The organism is Endozoicomonas sp. GU-1 (assembly GCF_027366395.1).
GTDB lineage: Bacteria > Pseudomonadota > Gammaproteobacteria > Pseudomonadales > Endozoicomonadaceae > Endozoicomonas.
In genome coordinates this window covers 1,704,221-1,728,255 of record NZ_CP114771.1, presented here as the reverse complement: position 1 = coordinate 1,728,255, position 24,035 = coordinate 1,704,221, and the positions used below count along the sequence as shown (strand labels likewise).

17 protein-coding genes are annotated in these 24,035 nt (G+C 47.4%); 15 read left to right on the top strand and 2 right to left on the bottom strand.

What is annotated here, in order from left to right:
- Window positions 1–45 precede the first annotated feature (45 nt).
- On the top strand, window positions 46–477 hold the full coding sequence (locus O3276_RS06955) for an HIT domain-containing protein (protein ID WP_442876568.1): 432 nt from the start codon (window positions 46–48) through the stop codon (window positions 475–477).
- Between the two features lie 133 nt (window positions 478–610).
- Window positions 611–811 carry a SlyX family protein gene (locus O3276_RS06950; RefSeq protein WP_209202664.1) on the top strand — a complete coding sequence of 67 codons (201 nt, stop codon included), beginning with the start codon at window positions 611–613 and terminating at the stop codon, window positions 809–811.
- Window positions 812–878: 67 nt separating this feature from the next.
- Here O3276_RS06950 and O3276_RS25680 read toward each other — a convergent pair whose 3' ends face one another.
- Entirely contained in the window at window positions 879–1,493 is a 615-nt protein-coding gene (locus O3276_RS25680; protein WP_269674979.1) for a cold-shock protein, read from the bottom strand.
- A 759-nt stretch (window positions 1,494–2,252) separates the two neighbouring features.
- On the opposite strand from O3276_RS25680, the gene O3276_RS06940 reads away from it, so the two are divergent.
- From O3276_RS06940 to O3276_RS06910, 7 genes are all read left to right on the top strand, one after another.
- Entirely contained in the window at window positions 2,253–2,594 is a 342-nt protein-coding gene (locus tag O3276_RS06940) for an HU family DNA-binding protein (protein WP_101746367.1), read from the top strand.
- A 371-nt stretch (window positions 2,595–2,965) separates the two neighbouring features.
- Window positions 2,966–4,288: an OprD family outer membrane porin gene (locus tag O3276_RS06935; RefSeq protein ID WP_269674978.1), complete on the top strand. Its 1,323-nt coding sequence runs from the start codon at window positions 2,966–2,968 to the stop codon at window positions 4,286–4,288.
- Between the two features lie 408 nt (window positions 4,289–4,696).
- On the top strand, window positions 4,697–5,173 hold the full coding sequence (locus O3276_RS06930) for a tetratricopeptide repeat protein (RefSeq protein ID WP_163372158.1): 477 nt from the start codon (window positions 4,697–4,699) through the stop codon (window positions 5,171–5,173).
- 187 nt (window positions 5,174–5,360) lie between these two features.
- Window positions 5,361–6,794 carry a hypothetical protein gene (locus O3276_RS06925; RefSeq protein WP_269674977.1) on the top strand — a complete coding sequence of 478 codons (1,434 nt, stop codon included), beginning with the start codon at window positions 5,361–5,363 and terminating at the stop codon, window positions 6,792–6,794.
- A gap of 213 nt (window positions 6,795–7,007) precedes the next feature.
- Window positions 7,008–7,280: an FmdB family zinc ribbon protein gene (locus O3276_RS06920; protein ID WP_269674976.1), complete on the top strand. Its 273-nt coding sequence runs from the start codon at window positions 7,008–7,010 to the stop codon at window positions 7,278–7,280.
- Between the two features lie 120 nt (window positions 7,281–7,400).
- Window positions 7,401–9,185 carry an aspartate--tRNA ligase gene (gene aspS, locus O3276_RS06915; protein ID WP_269674975.1) on the top strand — a complete coding sequence of 595 codons (1,785 nt, stop codon included), beginning with the start codon at window positions 7,401–7,403 and terminating at the stop codon, window positions 9,183–9,185.
- Between the two features lie 60 nt (window positions 9,186–9,245).
- A complete protein-coding gene (locus tag O3276_RS06910) occupies window positions 9,246–9,992 on the top strand; it encodes a YebC/PmpR family DNA-binding transcriptional regulator (protein ID WP_269674974.1) in 747 nt (248 codons plus the stop codon).
- A gap of 433 nt (window positions 9,993–10,425) precedes the next feature.
- Here the strand turns inward: O3276_RS06910 and O3276_RS06905 are convergent, their stop codons facing one another.
- Window positions 10,426–13,290 (bottom strand): RAP domain-containing protein, encoded by a 2,865-nt coding sequence (locus tag O3276_RS06905; protein WP_269674973.1) that lies wholly within the window; start codon window positions 13,288–13,290, stop codon window positions 10,426–10,428.
- 326 nt (window positions 13,291–13,616) lie between these two features.
- On the opposite strand from O3276_RS06905, the gene O3276_RS06900 reads away from it, so the two are divergent.
- The 6 genes from O3276_RS06900 (at window position 13,617) to O3276_RS06875 (ending at window position 23,847) form a co-directional block, all read left to right on the top strand.
- Complete coding sequence (locus O3276_RS06900; RefSeq protein WP_269674972.1) at window positions 13,617–13,838, top strand: hypothetical protein; 222 nt, start codon at window positions 13,617–13,619, stop codon at window positions 13,836–13,838.
- A gap of 289 nt (window positions 13,839–14,127) precedes the next feature.
- Window positions 14,128–14,652: a crossover junction endodeoxyribonuclease RuvC gene (gene ruvC / locus O3276_RS06895; RefSeq protein ID WP_269674971.1), complete on the top strand. Its 525-nt coding sequence runs from the start codon at window positions 14,128–14,130 to the stop codon at window positions 14,650–14,652.
- A gap of 22 nt (window positions 14,653–14,674) precedes the next feature.
- A complete protein-coding gene (gene ruvA / locus O3276_RS06890; protein ID WP_269674970.1) occupies window positions 14,675–15,292 on the top strand; it encodes a Holliday junction branch migration protein RuvA in 618 nt (205 codons plus the stop codon).
- A gap of 20 nt (window positions 15,293–15,312) precedes the next feature.
- Window positions 15,313–16,314, top strand: coding sequence for a Holliday junction branch migration DNA helicase RuvB (gene ruvB, locus O3276_RS06885; RefSeq protein ID WP_269674969.1), 1,002 nt, complete (start codon window positions 15,313–15,315; stop codon window positions 16,312–16,314).
- 181 nt (window positions 16,315–16,495) lie between these two features.
- Window positions 16,496–20,392: a hypothetical protein gene (locus O3276_RS06880; RefSeq protein WP_269674968.1), complete on the top strand. Its 3,897-nt coding sequence runs from the start codon at window positions 16,496–16,498 to the stop codon at window positions 20,390–20,392.
- An 80-nt stretch (window positions 20,393–20,472) separates the two neighbouring features.
- Window positions 20,473–23,847, top strand: a complete 3,375-nt coding sequence (locus tag O3276_RS06875) for an ATP-binding protein (protein ID WP_269674967.1) — start codon at window positions 20,473–20,475, stop codon at window positions 23,845–23,847.
- Window positions 23,848–24,035: the final 188 nt, after the last annotated feature.

Here is a 24,035-nt window from a genome sequence, read left to right as displayed (position 1 = left end):
TGAAAAATACCCTCTCTATTCTATTTTCTCTGGATGGGCTGTACCGTGAGTAGCTTTGAACTGGATCCCCAGCTGGCAAGAGACTGTGTGGTTATTGGTGATTTTCCTGTTTGTCGCCTTTTGCTAATGAACGATAGCCAGTATCCCTGGTTTATCCTGGTTCCCCGTATCCAAGGGGTGGAAGAGATTTATCAGTTGGATGAGGCGGCCCAGCAACAGCTGCTTTTTGAATCCTCATATCTGGCAGAAATGCTGCAGGTGCTGTTCTGTGCAGACAAGATGAATGTGGCCGCGTTGGGTAACGTGGTTCGACAGCTGCATGTGCATCATGTCGTCCGTTTCACGGCGGATGCTGCCTGGCCAGCGCCGGTGTGGGGCAGGCATCCAGCCCGGCCTTATACGGATGAACAGCTCGCAGAGGTGATGCACAAGCTGAAAACGGGCATTACCGATATGCCTTCTTTCCAGTGGGCTTGACAGGTAAGGTAAATTTGGAAGGCAGAAGCTCAAGGAGTAGACTGCGCAGATTAATCTGCTTCCGGTTGCCTGTAACCGATCTTGTTTAATGACCGGAAGTGGTTTGGCTGGCTGCCTGTGGGAGTAACAAACGATGCAAGATGAACTGCTTGAACTGCAAACCCAGTTGAGTTTTCAGGAGGATACGATTGCTCAATTGAATGAAGTGGTTACCCGGCAGCAGAAAGATATTGACCGGTTAACAGAAGCCATGGCGCAACTGAAAAAGCAATTTGAAGAGATGGTGGCTGAACAGCTGGAAAGCCAGGAAGAGTTACCTCCTCCCCACTATTGATTGATGATTAGACGGCTCCGGATTCTTCTGGCCGGAATAACGCTTGCCAGCCAGAAGACCGGAATGCCTATCTTCCTTTCGGTGCGGCAATCACATCTTCCGCCTGAAGGCCTTTGTCCCTTTCAACCACAATAAACTCAACCCGCTGTCCTTCACTCAGGGTTCGGTGTCCTTCACCACGTATGGCACGGTAATGGACAAAGACATCTTCACCCATATCACGGGTAATAAAGCCAAACCCTTTGGTGATATTGAACCATTTGACCGAGCCGGTTTCCCGTCCGGAGTCATCAAGCGGTTCCGCCGCTGAGCCGGAGCTGCCGGGCAGGTTGGCGATAACATGAAACAGGGTGCCGGTGCTGACTGAAAACAGCGTCATCTGGTCGAGAGTCACGCCAGAGATCATCAGGGTGTTGTTATAGGCGAAACCCACCGCTGCGCAGAGCGCTGAAAACAGCAGGACGGAACCGGCTATCTGCAACCACCGTTGGAAGCCAGTGCGTCTGCTCAGGTAGGCTCCTGTCATTAAATTTAATGAGGCGGCCATCAGTAATAGTGCAACCACCGGGTTGGTTGGGTTGGCAGCGGCTGTTGATGGCTGGTAGAGGTTGGTCATGATGGCAATGACGAAAAAAAATGCCAACAGGCCGGTTAAAAGATGAGCTATTTTTAAATGTTTCAAGGCATGTTCCCTTAATTTGTTATCAGTATCAGTTGAAAACATCGAGCCCTTCTACGCATAGGCTTTTCAGAACCACAAGCCATCCGTGAAAACAGAATCTGGTGTAAAGCTGTCGTGCATTTTTTAATCATGACCAGACAACATTGAGCCCGACAAACACGTTGTGCAACTTATTATGATGGAACACATGGTTTCCCATATCAGTGTTAATGTACCTTTATGATGTTTATTTCTCAAATATTGACAGGCCTGCCTGGCATTTAACATTAGTCGAGACACTTCACGGACGGTGCAGGCAGGCGTGAAAGAGTCTGTAAACAGCGCTGTGAGCCTTCTGGTGAGTTGTTGGAAGGGTTGATTGACTCTGTTATTTGTGTGTGAATCTTTTGGTAAAAAATGCTCGACGTGGAAAAATACCGATATTATAGTGGTATTCAGTACCTTGAATATCTACTGCTGCCGTCTTCTATTAAGCATGGTGTTCGTAAAGTTGTAGAAATGTTTAGAGGTTGTTAATAGATAACGTTGTACTCATGGAGTGATAAGGCAACTCTGGTCATGTCTTATTGAGAAAGGGAGGTACCGAATCCGCCTGGTGCTGTGGCAGATAATGCAGTCGCTGATAGTTGTCGTTAGCTGGTCAAAGCAGATCGCTTTAATCAGATAACAGCAAAAACATTGGCAAGCGCTCAATGCCCTCTTTAAAAGGGAAAGCCTAAGGGAAGGCTTAAAAGGAATTTTCATCAGGAGAGTACGACTATGGCTGGGAAAAAAGCACCCGCAATCAAGGAAAAATACAGCAAAACCCAGATGCTGGCAGAAATTGCCGAGAATACCGGGCTTAGCAGAAAGCAGGTCAGTGCGGTAATGGATGAACTGAGTGAACTGGTTGAACGCCATATTAAAAAACGGGGGTGTGGTGAGTTTACCTTGCCCGGTCTGTTAAAAATCGTGACCAAGAAAAAACCGGCGCAAAAAGCCAAAAAAGGTGTGCCAAACCCTTTCAAACCTGGCGAATTAATGGATGTGCCAGCCAAGCCCGCTTCTATTCAGGTGAAGGTAAGGCCGTTGAAGAAGCTGAAGGAGTTTGCAGCATCGTAGTGCATCATTTCAATGAGTTTGATGTGTACAATCTCCGTTCACCCTGAGCGGAGTCGAAGGGTGGTTGGCACAGTCTTTATTCAGGGTATGTAGCTTACGCCCTTCGACTCCGCTCAGGACGAACGAAGTATGGAGGTCAGTGAAGGAACCCATCAATTGCATTGAAACCATTTACCAGGCTGCTTATAAGAGCTGCAAAACCAAAGGAGCTTACCGGCTCCTTTTTTTATGGTTGCAATTTGTTCAGGGTTGTAGAAAAATAATTTCTCGTTGCGAACAGGATGTATATCACCAAGGGGAACTGCTTATGTCAGTTGGTGGTAGTCGCAATAATAAACACAACACAAAGTACTCAGGGAGCAATTCTGATTATGAAAACCCTCGCTAAAAGCGCACTGGGTGTAGCCGTTGCTACAGCTGTCGCCGCTACCTCTGTTCAGGCTTCTGAAGCTGTGACTATGGATCCGAGTCTGACGTTTACTTATAAGAACTACTACTGGAAAGAAAAAGCCAAAGATAACAATGGCTATGAGCGTAATGAATGGGCGCATGGTTTGGTAGCTGACTTTGACAGTGGTTATGTTAATGATCTTGTCGGTGCGGTTGTTACTGCTGGTTATGCAGGGCCTTTGAAAGTGAAAGAAGGTCTGAATTACTCTGCGTCGAATGTATCTGGTTCATACATTGATGCTAATGGTGATGATATTGCTGATACCTTAACTGATTCCCATTCTATCTCTGGCTTTCAACAGGCTTATTTGAAAGCAAGGCATACTTTTAGTGGAGTAGAATTGGTCGGCACTGTAGGTGTCAAGAAGCGTAGTACTGAAACATACTCAGATTCTGGTTCTCGAATCCTTGCAGCTAGTTCTACTGGTTACGATCTTTCCGTAGGTTTTGAAGGTGCAAATGTTTACTTTACTGAAATTACAGGTTTCAGTGATCGTAATGACTCATCCTTCAGTAATGATCTTTACGTAGTAGATGATAAAGGCACAGATGGTGAGTCTGATGACGTCAAGGTCCCTGTCAAAAACATCCGTATTTTTGGGGCTAATTATTCGTACGAAGGTTTAGGGTTGACTGCGGAGTATGGCAAGTCGAAAGATTTAATTAAGCAGAGCTTTCTGAAAGCGGAGTATAGCTTTGAGTTAGATGAGATGAGCTCTGTTGATCTTGATGCACGCTACGGTAAAGTGAAAAGTGATGTCTCTGGTGATGACTACCAATCGAAGTACTATAACCTTAATGCAACTTACAATTATGGCAATGCGTATGTTGGTTTAGGCTATAACAAAACCAAAGATGGTAACTTTAATCCTAATTATGTAGCTGGTAACAATGATACCTTCAACTCTAGTCTTGACCAGTGGGAGAAGTATGCTAAGGAAGGGGAAAAGGCTTACGTTGTATCTGGTGGTTTTAACTTTGCAGATCAAGGATTGGAAGGTCTGAGTTGGGATTTATGGTATGCCAAGGGGGACGATGCTGATAACATCGCCAACTTTAAGCGTCGGGAATATGGTAGCTTCGCTTCTTACGCATTTGATGGATCCTTGGAAGGTTTGTCTCTTGCTTGGCTGTACGTAAATTACAGAGCAAATGGTACTGATGCAGGTGGAAATGTTCCGGGCGATTTGTACGATGAAGACGTTAACCGTCTGTACCTGACTTACTCTGTTGCTGCATTCTAAGCAGTTAACTGCTTAAGTTAAAAAAAAGAGGGCGTATGCCCTCTTTTTTTTGCTTAAAAATTAGTGAATCAATATTCCAGATGCCTTGTAATCAGAGTATGCCAGTGCATACAAATCTTTCATTATCTGAATTGCTTATTCCGGTGATGGCTTTGTCAATGAGTTGTTGTATGTTCTGAGACCTCAGTCCACCTGTAAGTATCCGCAAATTCCATACGACTGATTTTTTAATTCAGGTGCTGAGTGAAAAAAAGAAAGCACAGAGTTTTATATAAACATCTGATTTTTAAAGCGATTGGGTCGGTTTTCAGCCTTGCTGCTATTAATGATAAATAGGTATAAATATAAACTGGTTATAATGGAATAATACCTTACACAATTTTATCAGGGATGAGGCTTTTGAGGGTTATGGATAATAAGGCTGATCAGCCGTCCTCAGCGTCACTTTGGCTCGCTTATCTGGCTAAAGGTGGCTCCATGAAAGAACTTCGTAATTTGGATCAATGTCAGCTTGATGCTATGTACAGGTTGGCTTTTGCCCAATTTAATTCCGGCCATTTTACCGATGCTTTAAAGGTCTTTCGACATCTTTGTCTGCTTGATCATACCAGCTATTCCTATTTTCTTGGCCTGGGCTTGTCTCAGTATGAGCTTTCCCTGTTTGCCGAGGCAGCGGCAACGCTGGCTCATGGGGAAAAGCTTGATCAGAAGGACCCAAGAGCTTCACTGATGATGGCTAAATGCTTTATTGAGATCAAACGCTGGTCTCTGGCTCAGAAAGCTTTATCTGAGGCGGTGACAAGAGCGAGCCAGTCCGCCCGTTGGAAGGATGAGCTTCAGCAGGCGAAAAAATTGACCAGTTTTGTTCGTGGCAAATTGCAGTGAAGATGTTTCAGGGATTGTTTGTTGCCCGGTAAGGAATACCGGGCAGGGTGATTTTCAGGCGTCAGAGTCAGGGAGGGCGTTATTATGTCGAACACAGTTGGAGAACCGGGTGGTGTACAAACAGGAATAACGTCTGCTCCGGGCACACCGGGCAATGTTTCGGCAAATCCCGGGAATGGGGTAAGCAGTGGCTACAGTCCAGCAAATTCTGTCTCACAATCTGGGGGGGGCAGGTCCGGATGGAAGTCAGGCGGGTGTCCAGCTGAATGCGCCGGCAAATAGTGGCAACAACGGTGTTGACTATCTGGCAAGAACCTTGCAGTCGAGGCTTGATGCGTTTCGTGCCACGATTGCCCAGAATAATGCCATGACTCCGGGGGAGCTTGATCTTTCTGATACCCAGAACCTGCTGTTGTCCTTAAGAGGTGCGATTAATGACCTTAAGGTACTTAACAGTGTGACAACCATTGAAATACGGGCTGCGGACCGACAGGCACAAGTCTCTCTTTCATCGGACATTAGTGCAATGAGAAAAACGATTGAGTCTACGCAGCATTCGATCAACAGCAAACAGTCAGAACGGGACAGGGCTCCTGACCATCAGAAGCCAGCACTGGATGCTGAAATAGAAGCATTAAAAGGGAGGAAAATGGCCGCGGAGGTGCGACTGACTGCAAAAGAGGCGCTGCTTTCGAGTTCTGATGATAATGCGGTCAGGGACCTGTCGGTTCCCCTGGTGAAGGCTATCAGTCCGGAATCTCTGGAATCCGGTGAAGAGCAGCTGGATGAACTTAAACATGAATTAAAAGTATTGGAAAAGCGTTTTGACAGTGACGAGGTTCGCTCCAGGCTGACCAGTCTTATTGCTGCTGACTATGACAGGGAGGTTCTTCGGGTATCGGATCGTGACATTGAAAGTCGTCAGCCCCGGGGAGGTAAAGGTTCTCCTGAGGCCTTGAAATCGCTGGTAAGCCCGGAGGTCGTTGATAACCTGTTCAGTTTCTTTTCGGCCCGTGACACCTCTGCGCTGGACTCTGTGCGCAATCAGGCCGCTCCATCTGAGCAACAGTTAGCCGATGCTGCTGAAGGTCTGGCTCTGGTGCTGCTTGCAGAGCCTCCCGTGACAGCCCGTGAAAAAAATACCGTCAATCGGTCATATCCTGGCGATAGTACCAGTATTGAGGATGCCGATAATTCACAGGCTCCAATGCTGCGTGCAGAGCCACCAGTAACGGCCAATGATAAAAATGCAGCTGATCAGTCAAATCCTGACGATAGTCTTGAAGGCACCAAACATGCACAGTCTCCGATACCCCCGGCAGAGCCACCATTAACAGCCAGTGAAGAGAATCCCGTCGATCAGCCCTATCTTGGCGACAGTCTCAGTCTTGAAGGGGCTAATAATCCACAGGCATTTACAATGCTCCTGTTAAAAGAGCGAATGGCTGATATGCAAGAGGCGCTGGAAAAGAGATCGGATGGGGGCATGGTTGATTCTGTTGGGACCAATCAACTTGCCCAGCTTCTTGAAGCAGAGCGAGAGGTCGAGGCCATGGTCGTCGAGGCGATCAGGGATCAGGAGCGCTATGAGGCGGATATGCTTAAATCTCATCCGGTTTAAGAGGCAATATCTACGATAGGGATTCAGTGTTGTTCGTTCTGTTTGATAAGCCGTACTGGTGACCAGTGCGGCTTTTTTTGTCTGGCAACGGCTGACTCTGCCGGTCTTTGGGGTATAATGGCCGTTTTTCTGCGAATCAGTATACGTAGGCGCCCAATTCAATACGATATCGATGGTGCTTACTGTTGTAAGTGAAAGGGTAGGCCAGCGTCAATGCCGATCTATGAGTATCAGTGTGAGCAATGCTCCGAAGTGACGGAAGCGATTCAAAAATTCGGTGATGCACCGTTGCGTGATTGCCCGGTCTGTGGTCAGGCCGCACTGAAGAAGCTGTTAAGCGCGCCTGCCTTCAGGCTGAAAGGTGGTGGTTGGTATGAAACCGACTTCAAAGGAGGCAGTAAGAAAAACCTGTCTTCCAGTGATAACCACTGTCCTGGCAAAGACAGCAAGAGCAGTTGTGCCGGTTGCTCTGCAACCAGTCAATAAAGAGTTGCCCTGCAACCAGTCAATAAAAGCGTTGCCCGGCAACCAGTGATTGATCCAAATCCTTTCAGCCCGGCGGCTGAAGAGATGAAATCCAGTTGAATTCCTGATTTGAGGTATATTATGCGCAGCCATTATTGCGGCGAACTGAATCTTTCCCATGATGGGCAGGAAGTCACCCTCTGCGGTTGGGTACATCGCCGTCGTGATCACGGTGGCGTGATTTTCCTGGACCTGCGTGACCGTGAAGGCCTGGCTCAGGTGGTGGTCGACCCTGATACTGAAAAAGCGTTTGCACTGGCTGACAAGGTACGTAGCGAATATGTCCTGAAAATCACCGGTATTGTTCGTCCCCGTCCGGAAGGCACTGTGAACAGCAATATGTCTACCGGTGAGATTGAGGTGCTGGGTAAGCAGGTGGAAATCCTTAACCAGGCCCAGACTCCGCCTTTCCAGATCGAAGGTTATACCGACGTGGGTGAAGATGTGCGCCTGCGTAACCGGGTCGTTGATCTGCGTCGTCCTGAAATGCAGGAAAAGCTGATTATTCGCAGCAAAGCCACCGCTGTAGTGCGTCGCTTTATGGAAGAGCACGGCTTTCTGGATATCGAAACACCGATGCTGACCCGTGCAACTCCCGAGGGTGCCCGGGACTACCTGGTGCCCAGCCGTGTGCATCCGGGGCACTTCTACGCACTTCCCCAGTCTCCTCAGTTGTTCAAGCAGATGCTGATGGTGTCTGGCTTTGATCGCTACTACCAGATCGTCAAGTGTTTCCGTGATGAAGATCTGCGTGCTGACCGTCAGCCTGAATTTACCCAGATCGATATTGAGACATCCTTCCTGGATGAAGCTCAGATCATGGGCATTACCGAGTCCCTGATCAAAAAACTGTTCATGGAAGTGAAGAGCGTGGATCTCGATGCCGAATTCCCACGCATGACCTATGCCGAAGCCATGAGCCGTTATGGTTCTGACAAGCCAGACCTGCGTATTCCCCTGGAGCTGGTGGATGTGGCAGACCTGATGGCCGACGTTGACTTCAAGGTATTTAAAGGCCCGGCAGAAGATCCTAAAGGCCGTGTTGCCGCACTGAAAGTGACCGGCGGTGCCGAGTTGAGCCGTAAGCAGATTGACGACTACACGAAGTTTGTCAGCATCTACGGTGCCAAAGGTCTGGCCTGGATCAAGGTGAATGAGCTGGAGAAAGGGGTTGAAGGCCTTCAGTCGCCAATCATCAAGTTCCTGGGTGATGATGTCACCATGAGCATCATGTCCCGTATTGGCGCTGCCAATGGCGACATCGTCTTCTTTGGTGCAGATAAAGAAACAATTGTGAATGAGGCGCTGGGTGCTTTGCGCTGCAAGGTGGGTGAAGATCTGAATCTTTATACCTGCGACTGGGCACCGTTGTGGGTTATTGACTTCCCGATGTTTGAAGAGACCGATAATGGTTCCCTGACTGCGCTGCACCATCCGTTCACAGCACCAACCTGTTCTCCCCAAGAGCTGGAAGCTAATCCGTCTCAGGCACTGTCCCGTGCTTATGATATGGTTCTGAATGGCTATGAAGTGGGTGGTGGTTCCGTCCGTATTCATCGTCAGGAAATGCAGCAGGCGGTATTCCGTGTGCTGGACATCCAGGAAGAAGAGCAGCGTGAGAAGTTTGGCTTCCTGCTGGACGCCCTGAAGTACGGTGCGCCTCCTCACGGTGGTCTGGCGTTCGGCCTGGATCGTCTGGTGATGCTGCTGTGTGGTACCACTAACATTCGTGAAGTGATTGCCTTCCCGAAAACCCAGTCAGCTTCCTGTTTGCTGACCCAGGCTCCGGGTGAAGTGGAAAGTCAGCAGCTCCGTGATCTGAATCTGCGCATTCGTCGCGATCCGGCAACTGCAACCAGTCACTGATTTATCCTGGCAGCCTCTCAGTGGAGCGGCTGCCAGCCAAGCGTTTAAATAGAGGTTTTTATGGCAGGTCATAGTAAATGGGCCAACATCAAACACCGTAAGGCTGCGCAGGACGCCAAGCGGGGCAAGGTCTTTACCAAAATCATCCGGGAACTGACCGTTGCCGCCAAGCAGGGCGGCGGAAATGTTGAGGATAACCCGAAGCTGCGAGCGATCGTTGATAAAGCCCTGGCTGCCAATATGACCCGGGATACCATTAACCGCGCGATTGCCCGTGGTGCCGGTGGTGAAGATGATTCCAATATGGAAGAAGTCACCTATGAAGGGTACGGGGCTGGTGGCATCGCGGTGCTGGTTGAGTGTCTGACGGATAACCGCAACCGGACGGTGGCTGAAGTTCGTCATGCTTTTTCCAAGCATGGTGGCAATCTCGGAACCGATGGTTCCGTTGCTTATCTGTTCGAGCGCAAAGGCCAGATTTTCTTTGAAGAAGGTGTTGATGAAGAACAGCTGATGGACGCAGCTCTGGAAGCCGGTGCTGAAGACGTCGTCACTAATGATGATGGCTCAGTAGAAGTGCTGACCGAGTGGACTGAGTTTATGGCCGTCAAGGACGCTCTGGAAGCGGCCGGGCTCACTCCTGCCGGTGGTGAAGTCGCCATGATCGCTTCTACCCAGACAGAGCTTGATCTGGCCGGTGCCGAGAAAATCATGAAACTGATTGATCGTCTGGAAGATCTGGATGATGTTCAGAATGTCTATACCAATGCTGACATTTCTGCAGAAATCATGGAGCAACTGGGCTGAGTCCGGGTTGTGTTAACTGAAAGCCCGGATTGCTCCGGGTTTTGTTTTACATCAAACCGGGAGGGAGTCGTTAGCCCGGGATAAGTCTGGAGGAAACCTGTTTGCTGTCCAGATGGCATCCGGCGTGGAGAAGGCATGAACTTAACACAGGCTTCTGTGTGGAACGTGGGGACATGTCGCCTTGATGTTATGGAGCCACTCAAGCAGAGACCCTGCAAGAGTCTGAGTGCCAATGCAAGGCACAGGGGCTGACGATCCCGTAGTAGTGATGAAGATGCTGTAATGGCGCTGGAGCAAAGGGGGTCGATCATCCCGTTGAATTTGGAAATCAACCAATGGTAACTCATCGCTGCCGGTGGGAGGGATTTTTGGTAACAACAAGTCCCTGGGTTTATGCTTCACTGGCAGATACGTCAGAAACTTTCTCCGGTCATTATCCCCATAATGAGTTTTTACTGGCTTTTTTTCTCTTCCTTTTTCTCTTTTTTGGATTACCTGTCTGTTCTTCTAAATATTCTTCCGCAGTAAAGTAACAGTCATCTGAGAATTGCTCTCCTTCATCGGCAGTAACGCATGCCTCATCGTCTGCCCCCCCGCCGCTATTAAGTGACACAGAGCCATGGGGCTCTGGCAGGACTGCTAACTTTGTCTTTATTTGATCAATAACGATTTTCATTGAATTCTGGTTATCAAGCTTGTTCACCGGGATTTCAATGACATCAAATCCCAGTTTTTGCAGCAGGGCGATTTTAAGCAAAGTCGAACCATTCCTGGTTTTGAAATCACCACTCACGTAATGAGAAGGTCCCTGAACATCGATAACCATGTTGTAATCTGGCAGTCGCAGGTCAACCGGAGGTAATGAGTTCAGACTCTTTTCTTCTTCAATCTGCAACGACGGAAAGCTTGATTGAAGGTGATCGCGGAAGGTGGATTGAGATTGTGAAATGATTGTTCGGTAATGGGGGACCACCGGACACGTTCTCCCTAGCCAACTTGCAGCCATGGCAATGATGTATTGATCATCTGTATTGCCTGAGGATGTATTTTCCAGGCGAGAAAATAGTTCACCTATGTGCTTTTCAAGCGAGTTTTTATCACTGCTACCTGTGTCCAGATAAAATCTGGCACAGAATACCATTACTCCCCAGAGAGACATCGATATACTCTGCTCAGAGAGCTGAGGGTTTTCACTGATTCTCTCGACAAGAGAATCGAACATTGATTTAACCGCGTTCAGCTCAATAGCCTCACCCAGTTTTGCCAGGGACCACAGCAGATTGGCGACTTCCTGTGGCTTGAAGTGGTCTTTCTCTTCTTTTGATTCGGCTTTGATTTTCACATGTGGCAATAGTGCGACCACGGCCTCTTTGAGTTTCGGTGTTTGCTCCAGCCCATTGTCCGCCAGTTTCGCCAAGGCCCACAGCAAGTTGGCGACAGCCTGTGGCTTGAATTGGTCTTTCTCTTCTTTTGATTCGGCCTTGGTTTCCACATGGGGCAACAGCGCAGCCACGGCCTCTTTCAGCTTCGGTGTCTTCTCCAGCTCCAGCCCGTTGTCCACCAGTTTCGCCACGGCCCATAGCAGGTTGGTGACATCCTGTGGCTTGAAGAGGTCTTTATCTTCTTTTGTTTCGGCTTTGGTTTTCACATGGCGCAAAAGTGCGGCCACGGCCTCTATGAGCTTCGGTACCTTCTCCAGCTCCAGCCCGTTGTCCACCAGTTTCGCCACGGCCCATAGCATGTTGGCGACATCCTGTGGCTTGAAGAGGTCTTTATCTTCTTTTGTTTCAGCTTTGGTTTTCACAAGGCGCAAGAGTGCGGCCACGGCCTCTATGAGCTTCGGTATCTTCTCCAGCTCCAGCCCGTTGTCCACCAGTTTCGTCACGGCCCACAACAGGTTGGCGAACTCCTGTGGCTTGAAGTGTTCTTTCTTTTCTTTTGATTCAGCTTTGGTTTTCACATGGGGCAACAGCGCGGCCACGGCCTCTTTGAGCTTCGGTGTCTTCTCCAGCTCCAGTCCGTTGTCCACCAGTTTCGCCAAAGACCACAGCAGGTTGGCAATATGCTGAGGAGTGAAGCGGTCTTTCTCTTTTTTTGATTCGGCTTTGGTTTTCACATGGGGCAACAGCGCGGCCAGGGCCTCTTTGAGCTTCGGTGTTTTCTCCAGCTTGAGCCCGTTTTCCACCAGTTTCGCCACGGCCCACAGCAGGTTGGCGATATGCTGAGGAATAAAGTGGTCTTTCTCTTCTTTTGCTTCGGCTTTTTTGGTTTTCACATGGGGCAACAGCGCGGCCACGGCCTCTTTGAGCTTTGGTGTTTTCTCCATCTCCAGCCCGTTGTCCACCAGTTTCGCCACGGACCACAGCAGGTTGGTGATACCTTGAGCGTTGAAGTGGTCTTTCTCGTCTTTTGATTCGGCTTTGGTTTGCACATGGGGCAAAAGAGCGGCCACGGCCTCTTTGAGCTTCAGTGTTTTCTCCAGCTCCAGCCCGTTGTCCACCAGTTTCGCCACAGACCACAGCAGGTTGGCGATACCTTGAGTGTTGAAGTAGTCTTTCTCGTCTTTTGATTCGGCTTTGGTTTTCACATGGGGCAACAGCGCGGCTACGGCCTCTTTGACCTTCGCTGTCTTTTCCAGCCCGTTGTTCACCAGTTTCGTCACGGACCACAGCAGGTTGGCGATACCTTGTGTATCAATAGTCCTGACTTCAGGTTTTTGGTTGCACTGTATTATTACCGCATCAAGTAAAGTTGACAGTAAAGCAGCTTGAGTTTCCTTACCCAACTCATCCATGTATTTATGAGGGGTCAAAACACCCGCTGAAGTAAAGGAATGAAGCGTTGTCGTCAGGCTTCGCCAGGTCCACCCGGGTGTCGCTTTAAAATCGTGCAACAATGGTATCAGTTGGCTTTGTTCACTATGATTTAAAGGTCGTTTTGACCCTAATGTGTATTGTTTAATTGAACTGGCAAATTGACTGTGTTTTCTACCATCATAGCGATCACCATAACGAGCAGATATCCTCACCAGGCAACTCATTTTTTCGTGTGTAATGAGAGCATTAAAATCATAAACAGGTTTTACTGAATGTCTTGGTGGATAGTGAGAAGAGCATGCGTCAGAAGTATGATAAAATTCATTACACCTTGAGATATAGGGGGGTGGAGTATTCACCTGTCTGACTGTGTCATGCCGATATCGCCCACTCCTTGAAGCATTGGTATGACCATCCGGTGGTTTATAATCATTACCTGATGTCGTGTATTTCCAACCTATACCAGCAGTGTCTCTATCCATAATTATATTTCATTAATTCATAAAAAATATGAAAAGTGTACACTGTTCTGTTTATAGTTCATCTTGCTGAAATGTCTATAAACTCTGGTTTAATTGGTGCTTGCGACGAATTTTATAGATTAAATTCGAAACTTGTCTTTATTTGATCAACACTGGGTTTTTTAGACCAATTTGCTGCCGCCGCAGTAGGGCAGTCTATTCTCGGACAGCCCCCCGGGAGCCCTGATAAAAAAGGCTGAAACCAGTGACAAAGAAGAAGATGAGACATACCGACAGGAGACCGGATACGGGGTATCCCGGGAGACCTGAAGTTCAAACAGCAGCGGTTGGAAAAAATCCAGAAGGCCAAAAAAAACCTTGAAGAACGAGAGCAGGCACTGAATCCGGACAAGCCAATAGACGACAAAAAACAACTCAGTTTTGCCGACCCCCATGCCCGGATGAGGCAGGTATTGACGCCTATGTGGCCACTGATCGTAAGGAAAATCATCGAAAGAACTGCTGGAAAACTCAGACAGGAAGTTTATCAAAGCCGATTTTATTTATAACTCTGCCAGCACAGCCAAAACCATTATCAGAGAGCCTTAGGCTTCCATTAAAGATTAAAGGCCAGTGTGATTAGAAACAGCACCAGGGTGACACTGGCAATGGTCAGTAATGTTTTCATTTGATGGTTCATCTGGCAGGCTGTCTCCTCAAAACTCATGTTCAAGAGTAAGTCGCAACCGGTGAGTTTCGTAGCCTGTTTTGGTAATGCCGTGTTTCAAAATTGTAATGCTGGCAACGTGTATGTATATACAGTATTCTTTTTAACGACAGGTTTGGAACAGAAATGGAATGGCCATATTGTTGGGGATTGATCCCGGGTCCAGGATTACCGGGTATGGAATCATTGAGGAAATCGGCTCCCAATGTAAATACGTAGCATCCGGCTGTATCCGAATTCAGGATGGGCCACTGCCAGAAAGACTTGCCCAAATTTTTCAGGGTATCAATACGGTGATTGAAATGTACAGTCCGCAATCTGTCGGTATTGAGCAGGTGTTTATGGCCCGCAATGCCGACTCTGCCCTGAAGCTTGGGCAGGCCCGTGGCGCGGCGATTGTTGCCGCGGTAAATCATGGGCTTGAAGTTGCAGAGTACTCGGCACGACAGGTGAAACAGGCGGTGGTGGGTAAGGGCTCTGCGGAAAAGTCCCAAGTACAGCACATGATTACTTCAATTCTGAAGCTGGATAACCCCCCTCAGGCCGATGCCGCCGATGCGTTAGCAGTGGCATTGTGCCACTCCCACACACGGGCAAGCCTGGTGCGAATGGCCGGAGCAACGGGCAGTAGAAATCGTCGGTTATTAAGTAGTTAAGTCGTTAGAAGAGATACTGAATATGATAGGCAGACTCCGCGGTATTTTGCTGGAAAAAAAAGCCCCATACCTGCTGATTGAGGCTGGTGGAGTGGGGTATGAAGTTGAAGCGCCGATGTCGGTGTTTTACCGCCTGCCAGAGGTGGGTGTTGAGGCAACGCTTTATACGCACTTTGTCGTTAGAGAAGATGCGCAGCTGCTCTATGGCTTCAGCGACGCCCGGGAAAGAGAGCTGTTCCGTACCCTGATTAAAGTGAATGGAGTGGGGCCGAAACTGGGCCTGACACTGCTCTCCGGAATAGAAGCGTCTGTATTTGTCCGTTGTGTCCATGATGGCGACAGTTCTACCCTGGTGAAATTACCCGGGGTTGGCAAGAAAACTGCGGAACGCCTGATTGTGGAGTTAAAAGACAAACTGTCAACATGGGATAGCTCTGCTGCGCAATTTGATGGTTTGACTGGAACGCCCCTGGGGCAGGCCCTGGCAAAACAGGCCGCTGATACTGAACAGGAAGCCGTCAGTGCCCTGGTTGCCCTGGGCTATAAGCCTCAGGAAGCCAGCAAGGTGATTGGGCGGATTAAAGTAGAAGGTCTGTCCAGTGAAGAACTGATCAGGCAGGCATTAAGAAGTATGATTTAACATCATTCCCGGGAAAAATTATGATTGAAGCGGATCGCTTAATATCAGCCAGTGAGCGCCCGAGCGAAGAGGCCCAGGATCGGGCCATACGACCTGTCCGGTTGCGTGAGTACACCGGACAGCCAAAAGTCAGGGAGCAGATGGAGATATTTATCCAGGCGGCCCGAAAGCGTGGTGATGCTTTGGATCATACGTTGATATTTGGTCCCCCGGGGCTGGGCAAGACCACGCTTTCCCATATTGTTGCCAATGAAATGGGCAGTAATATCCGTTCGACTTCCGGGCCAGTGATTGAAAAAGCCGGAGACCTTGCCGCCCTGCTCACGAACCTTGAGCCAAATGACATCCTGTTTATTGATGAGATCCATCGTCTCAGCCCGGCCGTTGAAGAAGTGCTCTATCCGGCCATGGAAGATTATCAGTTGGATATTATGATTGGTGAGGGGCCTGCAGCACGTTCGATCAAACTGGATCTGCCACCCTTTACTCTGGTAGGCGCGACCACCCGTGCAGGGCTGCTGACTTCACCTTTAAGAGATCGGTTTGGTATTGTTCAGCGGCTTGAGTTCTACAATGTGGCGGATCTCAGTGCCATTGTGCTCCGTTCTGCTGGTATTCTCGCAGTGCCGATGAATAGCGAGGCGGCCAATGAAGTTGCCCGCCGTTCAAGAGGCACACCCCGTATCGCCAACCGGCTGCTGCGAAGAGTCAGGGATTACGCGGAAGTAAAAGGCGATGGTTCGGTAACCCGTGAACTGGCAGACGCCGCCCTGAATATGCTGGATGTGGACGCCAGCGGTTTTGATCATATGGACCGTCGACTGTTGCTGGCCATGATTGAAAAGTTTGATGGTGGTCCAGTGGGCGTGGACAACCTTGCCGCAGCCATCAGTGAAGAGCGGGACACCATTGAAGATGTGCTTGAACCCTACCTGATTCAACAGGGTTATATAATGAGAACACCCAGAGGCAGGGTATTAACTAAGAGCGCTTATCTACATTTTGGCTATGATTACCCCTAGGGGCTGTTCAGGTCATATTGTGAACTAGACTTCAGTTCATGCTCGGAGGACCTGTCAGTCCTCTTTTTTTATTCTTACGGCATTTGGAAATATCGTAACAGGAGTACCTGATACCCTCAGTATGCAACTAAACTTCAACAGGCCACAGTCCGGCCATATCTAAACAGACAGGATGTATAATATGCTCCCAGCTGGAACGCCTGAAACTTCCTACGGGATGCAGGTACGCTCAAAAATTGATAACCCAGAGTCAGAGGATCCATCAGGAGAGGTGCAAACTGCTACCGGTATCAAAAGACGTGTTATCCCTTTTGCAGTAGACGATCATGTCTTCAATGATAATCGGATAGAAGGATTGATTAATCACAATGGAATGGGGAGACTGGCAGGGGTAAAAGACAGGGGATGTCGCCTGGTTGAGCGTCCTGAGTTAATTCAGTGGTTAACGACTGAAGCTGTGCAAAGTCGTTTATCGGCATCTGATGTCATTTGGCCTCACAGGGGGATCAAGAGACCGAAATCAGATTACAGTACTCTCAGCCAACTTGAAGACCTGGCCGTGTTGATGGGGTTTGCGAAAAGTTTAGGGTTCACCAGTCATTCAGTTCAGGATGGCAGCGCACCGTTATGCAGTGACCTTCATCCGGTCATGGAGAAATTTGTTGCGTTGTTCGACAGCGACAATCTCGCGTTGAATTCTTATTATGAGGTGAGCTTTTATGCAAGGGATGATGTAGATAAACTGTATTTACAATTAAAACATTCACATGCGGTGACGCTATTAACCCCTGATATTATTCCCGACCAGGAAGACCCCTTTGGTTGTCATAACTTTGATCGGGTTATACGTCCTGACCCAATGTATAGTCCTGATGGTATCTATATTGAACTGGATGGTGCTGAGGATGACAGGGCGTTTGCAGGATTGATTAATCGAGTAAGGCTGCTGGATCCATTTGAGGAAAAATCCAGCATGAATTTCCTGATTCGCTTTCGGAAAAATATTCCTGAGGATCAAATTATTTCTGATATTGCCAACTATCGGCTGGTCACAGGAAGTGAGGACAGGAATCAACTGTATTTCTCCTGCAGTGTCCCTGTAACAACTCTGAAAAAAGGAGAATTATTTATTGAGTTGCAAGCTCCGTTTATTAACTGTCCTGAACCCGATCTTGATGAAATATTTGATGTCGAAAAGGAGTGCAAATCAACCAGGGATAAGCTGCAAAGAAATCTGGATGGCAGTATAAACAATAAAACCAACAGGGATCTTCTGCGCCAGAAGTCGATACCCATTGTCAGAAATACCCGGCAAACTACGCCTGAGAAAAATGGCTTTGTCGGTGAATATCTTGGTTCAGGAATTGCGCAACGTGTCTTTGCCCATGCCGAGTTTAACAAATTGGCAGCAAAGGAAATCATGCACACCATGAACCAGGCTGCTTCTGGAGCAACCATCAGGACACTGTTTAGTACACAGAGAATGTGCTCGTGTGTGATGACAGACCCCCTGCTGGGCAAAAATGGAGAAATCAAGTTTGCACTGAGTCCTATAGAATACATAGCGGTGCCATATCGGGATGGTGCGATTGGTGCTGATCAGGTGTATGAATTTGATTTTCCAGAAAAGAATGCTGCCTGTGGTGTCGCTGCTTTTAATCATCCGGTGACGGTCAGGAGGATAAGAAACAGTACATCAGAGTCGGATGTTTTTAATAACCTTGATTACCTGCCCGTCCTGCCCAGAGAAGAGTGCGATGAACCTTTCTTGTCCGACCACCATTACAGGATGGAAGCAATGGAGGTTAATGGTGATTCAATGAAACCGGAGTTTTATGAACAGGACCAGGTGACAGTGTTAGGATTACAGAGGAAATACGATCAGGAAGAGATGGTTGAATGTATATTGAAAGATCCTAATGAAAAGCCTGAGGTTAAATTTGAAATCATTAAAGGCATTCTGGATTTGATAGACCGGTGTGACCGTTTTAACAAGATGATTGAGGAGAAAGGCAATGGCTGGGTAATCAGATGTGTTATTGATGGTAATTTTGCAAATTTTGCCTATGACCGGAAGAAACATCAGCTTATTTATCTTGATGTTGCCCCGGCAACGGTTACCATCGATGGACAGATTTTGCCGGGGAATCAATTTATGATGGAATGGATTAAGGAGCGCCATGACTTTATTTCCAAAATGTCTGAAGATCCACAGATGTCAAAATTGTTTGTGTTGGTGATGCTGACCAATGATCTTCGTCAACTTGAAAAAATACAATCCAGACTGGTAAGAGAGTTGGTCAGTCATGATTCACATAAAGAGGAAACCTCTTCCCTGCGAGATGTGGTCAGCAAAGTGTCCTCTTTGCTGGCGGAAGATGATCGATTTTTATCCTGGTGTGCCTGCCATTTTTTCTCAGACTCTGAAATGACTATGGAAAGCCTCAGTTACCATGAAGACGCGTCTTCGGGGGGGCAGTTTTCTCAAGTTGTATCGAGTTTATTTGAACAGTATATACAAAAACCCCTGGTTGATTTTGATCAATATGTAGATAAGACTGATCCGGTTGAATCGGAAAAAATAAAGTCATTACCCTTATCAAGAAGAATGGAGTTGCTTCGACAGTTGTCTGATGTGGCTTTTGGGTACATGAAACATATAAAAAAGAGTCTGGCGGAGAAAACATCGAAACAGTTGAATGGTATTGATGACAACAAAGAAGATATCTTATCCAAAATTGAATACGAAAAAATGATGAATAAGGCTATAAAAGGTGATGTTATTCATTGCTTTCCAACTACTTGCCCTAAAGAGGATATGTTTAACGAATCTGCTTTTGCCTGGCTAAAAGAATGGGAAGATGTTCATGGCTATAAACCCATAGAGGGTGGTAGCGTTGATAGTGTTTTGGGATTAAGTCGTCAGTTATTGCTGGATGCCGAGTTTGACGAAGCCAGTGATTCTCTAATGATCACCATACCTTGCTTTCAACGACTGGTCAGAAGGATTTATGGTAAAAAAGTGGATGTGCTCCTGGTTGAGCCTTTTCAGGGGCGTGATAAGAAATTTCGAACGGCTTTATATCAGTGGCGGTCTATGTGTCAGGATAGATCTCTTCGCCTGGAAGAATGCACAGGAGTTGAGGCATTTCATGATACTCTGGAGAATTTGACATTGGATACAATGATACTTGTTAATCGTCAACCGGAGAATTCCTATCTGATTGGCAATGTCAGTGAACACCCATGGTCCAGTATCTTCGTCAAGGGCAAAGGAGAGCAGGCCAGTAAGCTAAATTGCTCATTACCGGTTACCTATATGCCATGCCAGGATGGTTATGAAAAATTATTTTTTGAAAAAGTGCTTCGGGGTTTGAAAGAATTATACGAAATCAGAAAAGCAATAAGTCTGGGAAATGACAATAGTGAGAACATCTCTGATGAAGATTTCCTTAAGAAGCTCGTCGTATGGCTCCCGGGCAGCTGTGCGGAAACCAGGAAGGTAGAACGGGATGTTGAACGTGTCTTTATCAAAATGAACTTGTCGTCCAGTATCATGACTCGATTAAAGCCATGGCTTCGTGGTTATGTCGATATGATACAAGATGAATTTGGTCGGGAGCACTCTCCAAGAGTGTACCTGATGATGCCACTACCTTCAGAAGATACCAGAGAGTATGCCCGTTGGATGCTACGTGTCACGAAGGATAGAAATGGCAATGACATATCATTCATGAACTTTACCAGTGAGCTTACCATGAATATGCTTCAGGAGAAGATTAAGGCAAGTATTAATGAAACCTCATCCTCCAAACCGGACTTTATGTTTATCGAGGGTGGGTATGGGTACCGGTCGGGGCATTTTCTACTGCATGATACGCCAGTCGTCAGAGTATGCAGTGGTTATGATGAGGGCTTTTTCAAAGAAATAGACCACATGGGTTCTGTGGAAGATCTATCCTTGAAATCAGTATCTGTCAGTATACGGTATACTTCCCTTATCAACGGGGATCCCGTCAGCAGGGGTTCTATGGAGTGCCTGAATGCCCCCCGTGGGAGATTCTTCAGTGATCGATAATGCGGGGCATATTGGATGATGGTTGTCTGATCAACACGGCTGCAGTACCTATGAAATATTTCCGGATGTAATATGGTGTTATGGCTACATCTATCCGTCAGAAGATTACGCTGTTTAATCTGCTACCAGCGATAGTGTTCTACAGTATTATTACGTTTGTTTTTCTATATTTTACCTTTCGGACGGCCTCTGAAGAAATCGGCAGAAGGCATCTCAATGAGACGTTGCGATATGCAGCATCCGTCGATACAAGAATGAGTAAAGTGATCCTGGCTGGCAAGGCCTTATCCCTGTCTGCCAGTGAGATTTCCTATCATGACCTTTCTGCAAAGGTTATTTCAATATTCAGAGATATGCCCTATGTGAAATCGTTATCCATTGTCGATTTTGAAAAGAAAGGCGGGGTGTTGGTTAAAAGTAAAGAGTCAGTTTATTTTGATTGGATGGTGAAGAAATTTGTTTCTGGGGATCAAGACTCAGATTACTCCATTCCTGATCAAATCTATTTATCAATCAACAATAATCTGGAGTATGACTGGTATGTTAATACTGAATTAACCGGGCCGGTATTTTATACCAGCTTTCTGGTCAAGGTGTCGGATGATAACCATCGGAGCCGCTTTCTAAGGCTCGATCTCGATGCCGCCAAGCTGGTCAATATGCCGATAAATCTGGATTTTCGGGTCCGCCTGATTATTGCCGACCCTTTCGGGCACATCGTGTATGCCAATGGCATATCGCTACTGAAGTACAGAACCATTGAAAAATTCTCACGGCTTGGGCCTTGTGAGGGCAGTGGCGAACTCTATTTTCCCTCAGAGAATGGCGGTTCGTTCAGGCATTTGCTGTATAGCCCGATTAAACCTTCCTGGCCTGATGAGCCGTGCGGCTTTATGAAAGATGTTTTGCACAATGTTGTTAAAGAGGGCAGGCTGGTCAGTGTCCGTATTCTAACCAGGGGCAGCTACAAGTGGTCGGCAGCTGTGCCTGTTAAATCCACCGGTTGGTTTTTCAGTTACAGTATAATGGAAACTGACATTATGAAGCCGGTGTATAAACAGGCCTTTTTAAGCGCAAGCCTGATTGGCCTGGCCATGGTGTTAGCCATTATATGCTTATGGGGTGTGTCTGGCAGGATTACGCGTCCCCTGAATGAATTAAAGCGTGAAATGAATACCTTTGGCTTTCTGCCCAGTGATTCAAGTGATAATTTCCAGGATTCAAAGGATGAAGCGGTTAGCCTGAACCGGAGCTTTATCCGGCTAAAGGAACGACTGTTAAACCGGGAAGAGGCTTTGCAAAAAGCCCGGGCACAAAATATGGCCAGCCTTGTCCAGCAGTTAAGAGGACGTTATTTCTATTTTCATCTGGCTACTTCCGGGGATATTACCTATGTCAGTCCATCAATTACTTCAGTGCTGGGTTTCGACGAAGACGAGTTTTCTGGAAAAATTCAGGGCTTCATAACGGATTCGGTGGTTAACGATACCTTCAGAAGCGTCCTGAAGCAGTTGCCCAAAGGGGTTTGGCAGGAAACATTTGAACTGGATTTTTTTCATAAAGACGGTTCCATACGCTGTATTGAAGTGGGGTGTGCTGGGCACGCCAATAAAAGCTCTCTAACCCAGAAAAACACCGGCCAACAGCTCGATAGCATTGAGTGTATGGGAAATGATATTACCCACCTTGTTCGTGATACGGAAAAATTCAAGGCATTGATAGCCGGTTCGCCGGATGCCATTGTTATCACCGATACGGCGGGGGTAATCACCCTGGTAAATACCAGGGTCGAAGATCTCTTTCGTTATCATGAGTGTGATTTACTGGGCCTGCCATTAGCGCTGTTAATTGACCCTGAGTACCGGTCAGATCTGATGCTGCTGAAGGAACTCGACTCCGATGACATCGATAGCCATTGCCTGGAGGCAAGGCTCTCCCGTGGGGTTGATAAGTATGGCCATGGATTTCCAGTGGAAATATCCAGCAACGTGCTGACCACAGCCGATGGTTTGCTGATCTCCATCGTCTTTCGTGACATTACCCAGAGAAAGCGGATTGAAGGCGAGCTACTGAAGGCGAAAGAAACGGCCGAAAAGGCCAGCCAGGCAAAATCTTTATTCCTGTCACATATCAGCCATGAACTGAGGACCCCGCTTAATGGCGTCCTTGGCTATGCCCAGCTGCTGTTGGCTGACAGAGATGTTCCCGATAAATACCGGGAAAGTCTGTCATCCCTTGAGGCCTGTGGTTTGCATCTTTTGACCATGATTAATGACATTCTCGATATCACCAAGATTGAAAGCGGCATTGTGAGAACCCGGGTGGTGCCTTTTAATATCCAGGTGACGCTGGATATGGTGTTTGCCAATTTTCGCGAAGCTGCAAAAGTCAAAGGCCTGAACTTGCTGCTGGATATTCTGCCCAATGTAGAGCTTGAGATCGTTGCTGATAATGTCAAACTGCGCCAGGTGTTGATCAATTTGGTTGGCAATGCCGTCAAGTTTACTGACTCTGGCAGTGTCTATCTAAAGGTGTTTGTCAAAGGTGAAAAGCTTCAGTTTGAAGTGCTTGATAGTGGCGTGGGTATTGTTTCATCGGATTTGACGCAGCTGTTTCAGCCATTCACTCAGCTAAAGAAAGGGCAAGAATGTGGCGGTGCCGGTTTGGGGTTGTCTATCAGTTATCGTCTGGTGGAAGCCATGGGGGGAGAGCTTCAGGCTGAAAGTGAACCTGGCAAAGGGAGTCGTTTTTATTTCAGTATTCCCTATCAGGTTAGCCATGGTGAAAGCAGAAAAGTGTTAGCCGACTTACCCCCGGGAAACGGCGGAGTTGATTTACAGCCAGAGCACTTTAATCAACATCAAATTCTGGTGGTTGACGATAGCATTAATAATAGAGATATGTTGGTAAAGGCCCTTAAGTCTAAATCTTTTCATGTTGAGGCAGCAGAGGGAGGGTTGGAAGCAGTGGAAAAATGCAGAACCACTCGCTACGACCTTATTTTGATGGATCTCAGAATGCCCGGCCTGGATGGCTTTGATGCTGCCAGAGCGATTCACCGTATCGGCCGATACCCATCCATTAAGATTATGGCCGTATCTGCCAGTGTGTCAGAACAGGCGAGAGTACAAATTGCAGATTCCGGTTTTTGTGGTTTTATTGCCAAACCCGTGCGCTTTGATGAACTGTTTAATTGTATTTATTACCATTTGGAAAATGATAACGGCTTGTCTCCTGATTTACCGGTTTCCGGCGTTTGTCAGAAGGAAATGGTCACTGCTTTGCAGCGTCTGCTTGAGATCGGTGACCTGAAAACACTGGAAGAAAAAGCCGAAGGGTGGTCTGTACAGCCGGGTTATGGTTCCGTCCCTGAAAAAGTTATTGAGCTGTGCAAGCTGCTGGACGTTATGGGGCTGGAGACACTCTATAACGCTTTAGTGGAACATTCTGGCTAGGAGCCTGTCCGAGAATAGACTGCCCTACTGTAGTGTGTGTGTAAATCTGATTTGATCTCCCTCACTGACGTGCTATCAAACAGTTATTCACGGGATACAATTACCTTGATGGACCTTGATCGGGTGGTTCTGATCCCCATTGTGGTTTTTGGTGTTATGATCAGTCCTTTTCGACTTCATAATTGATG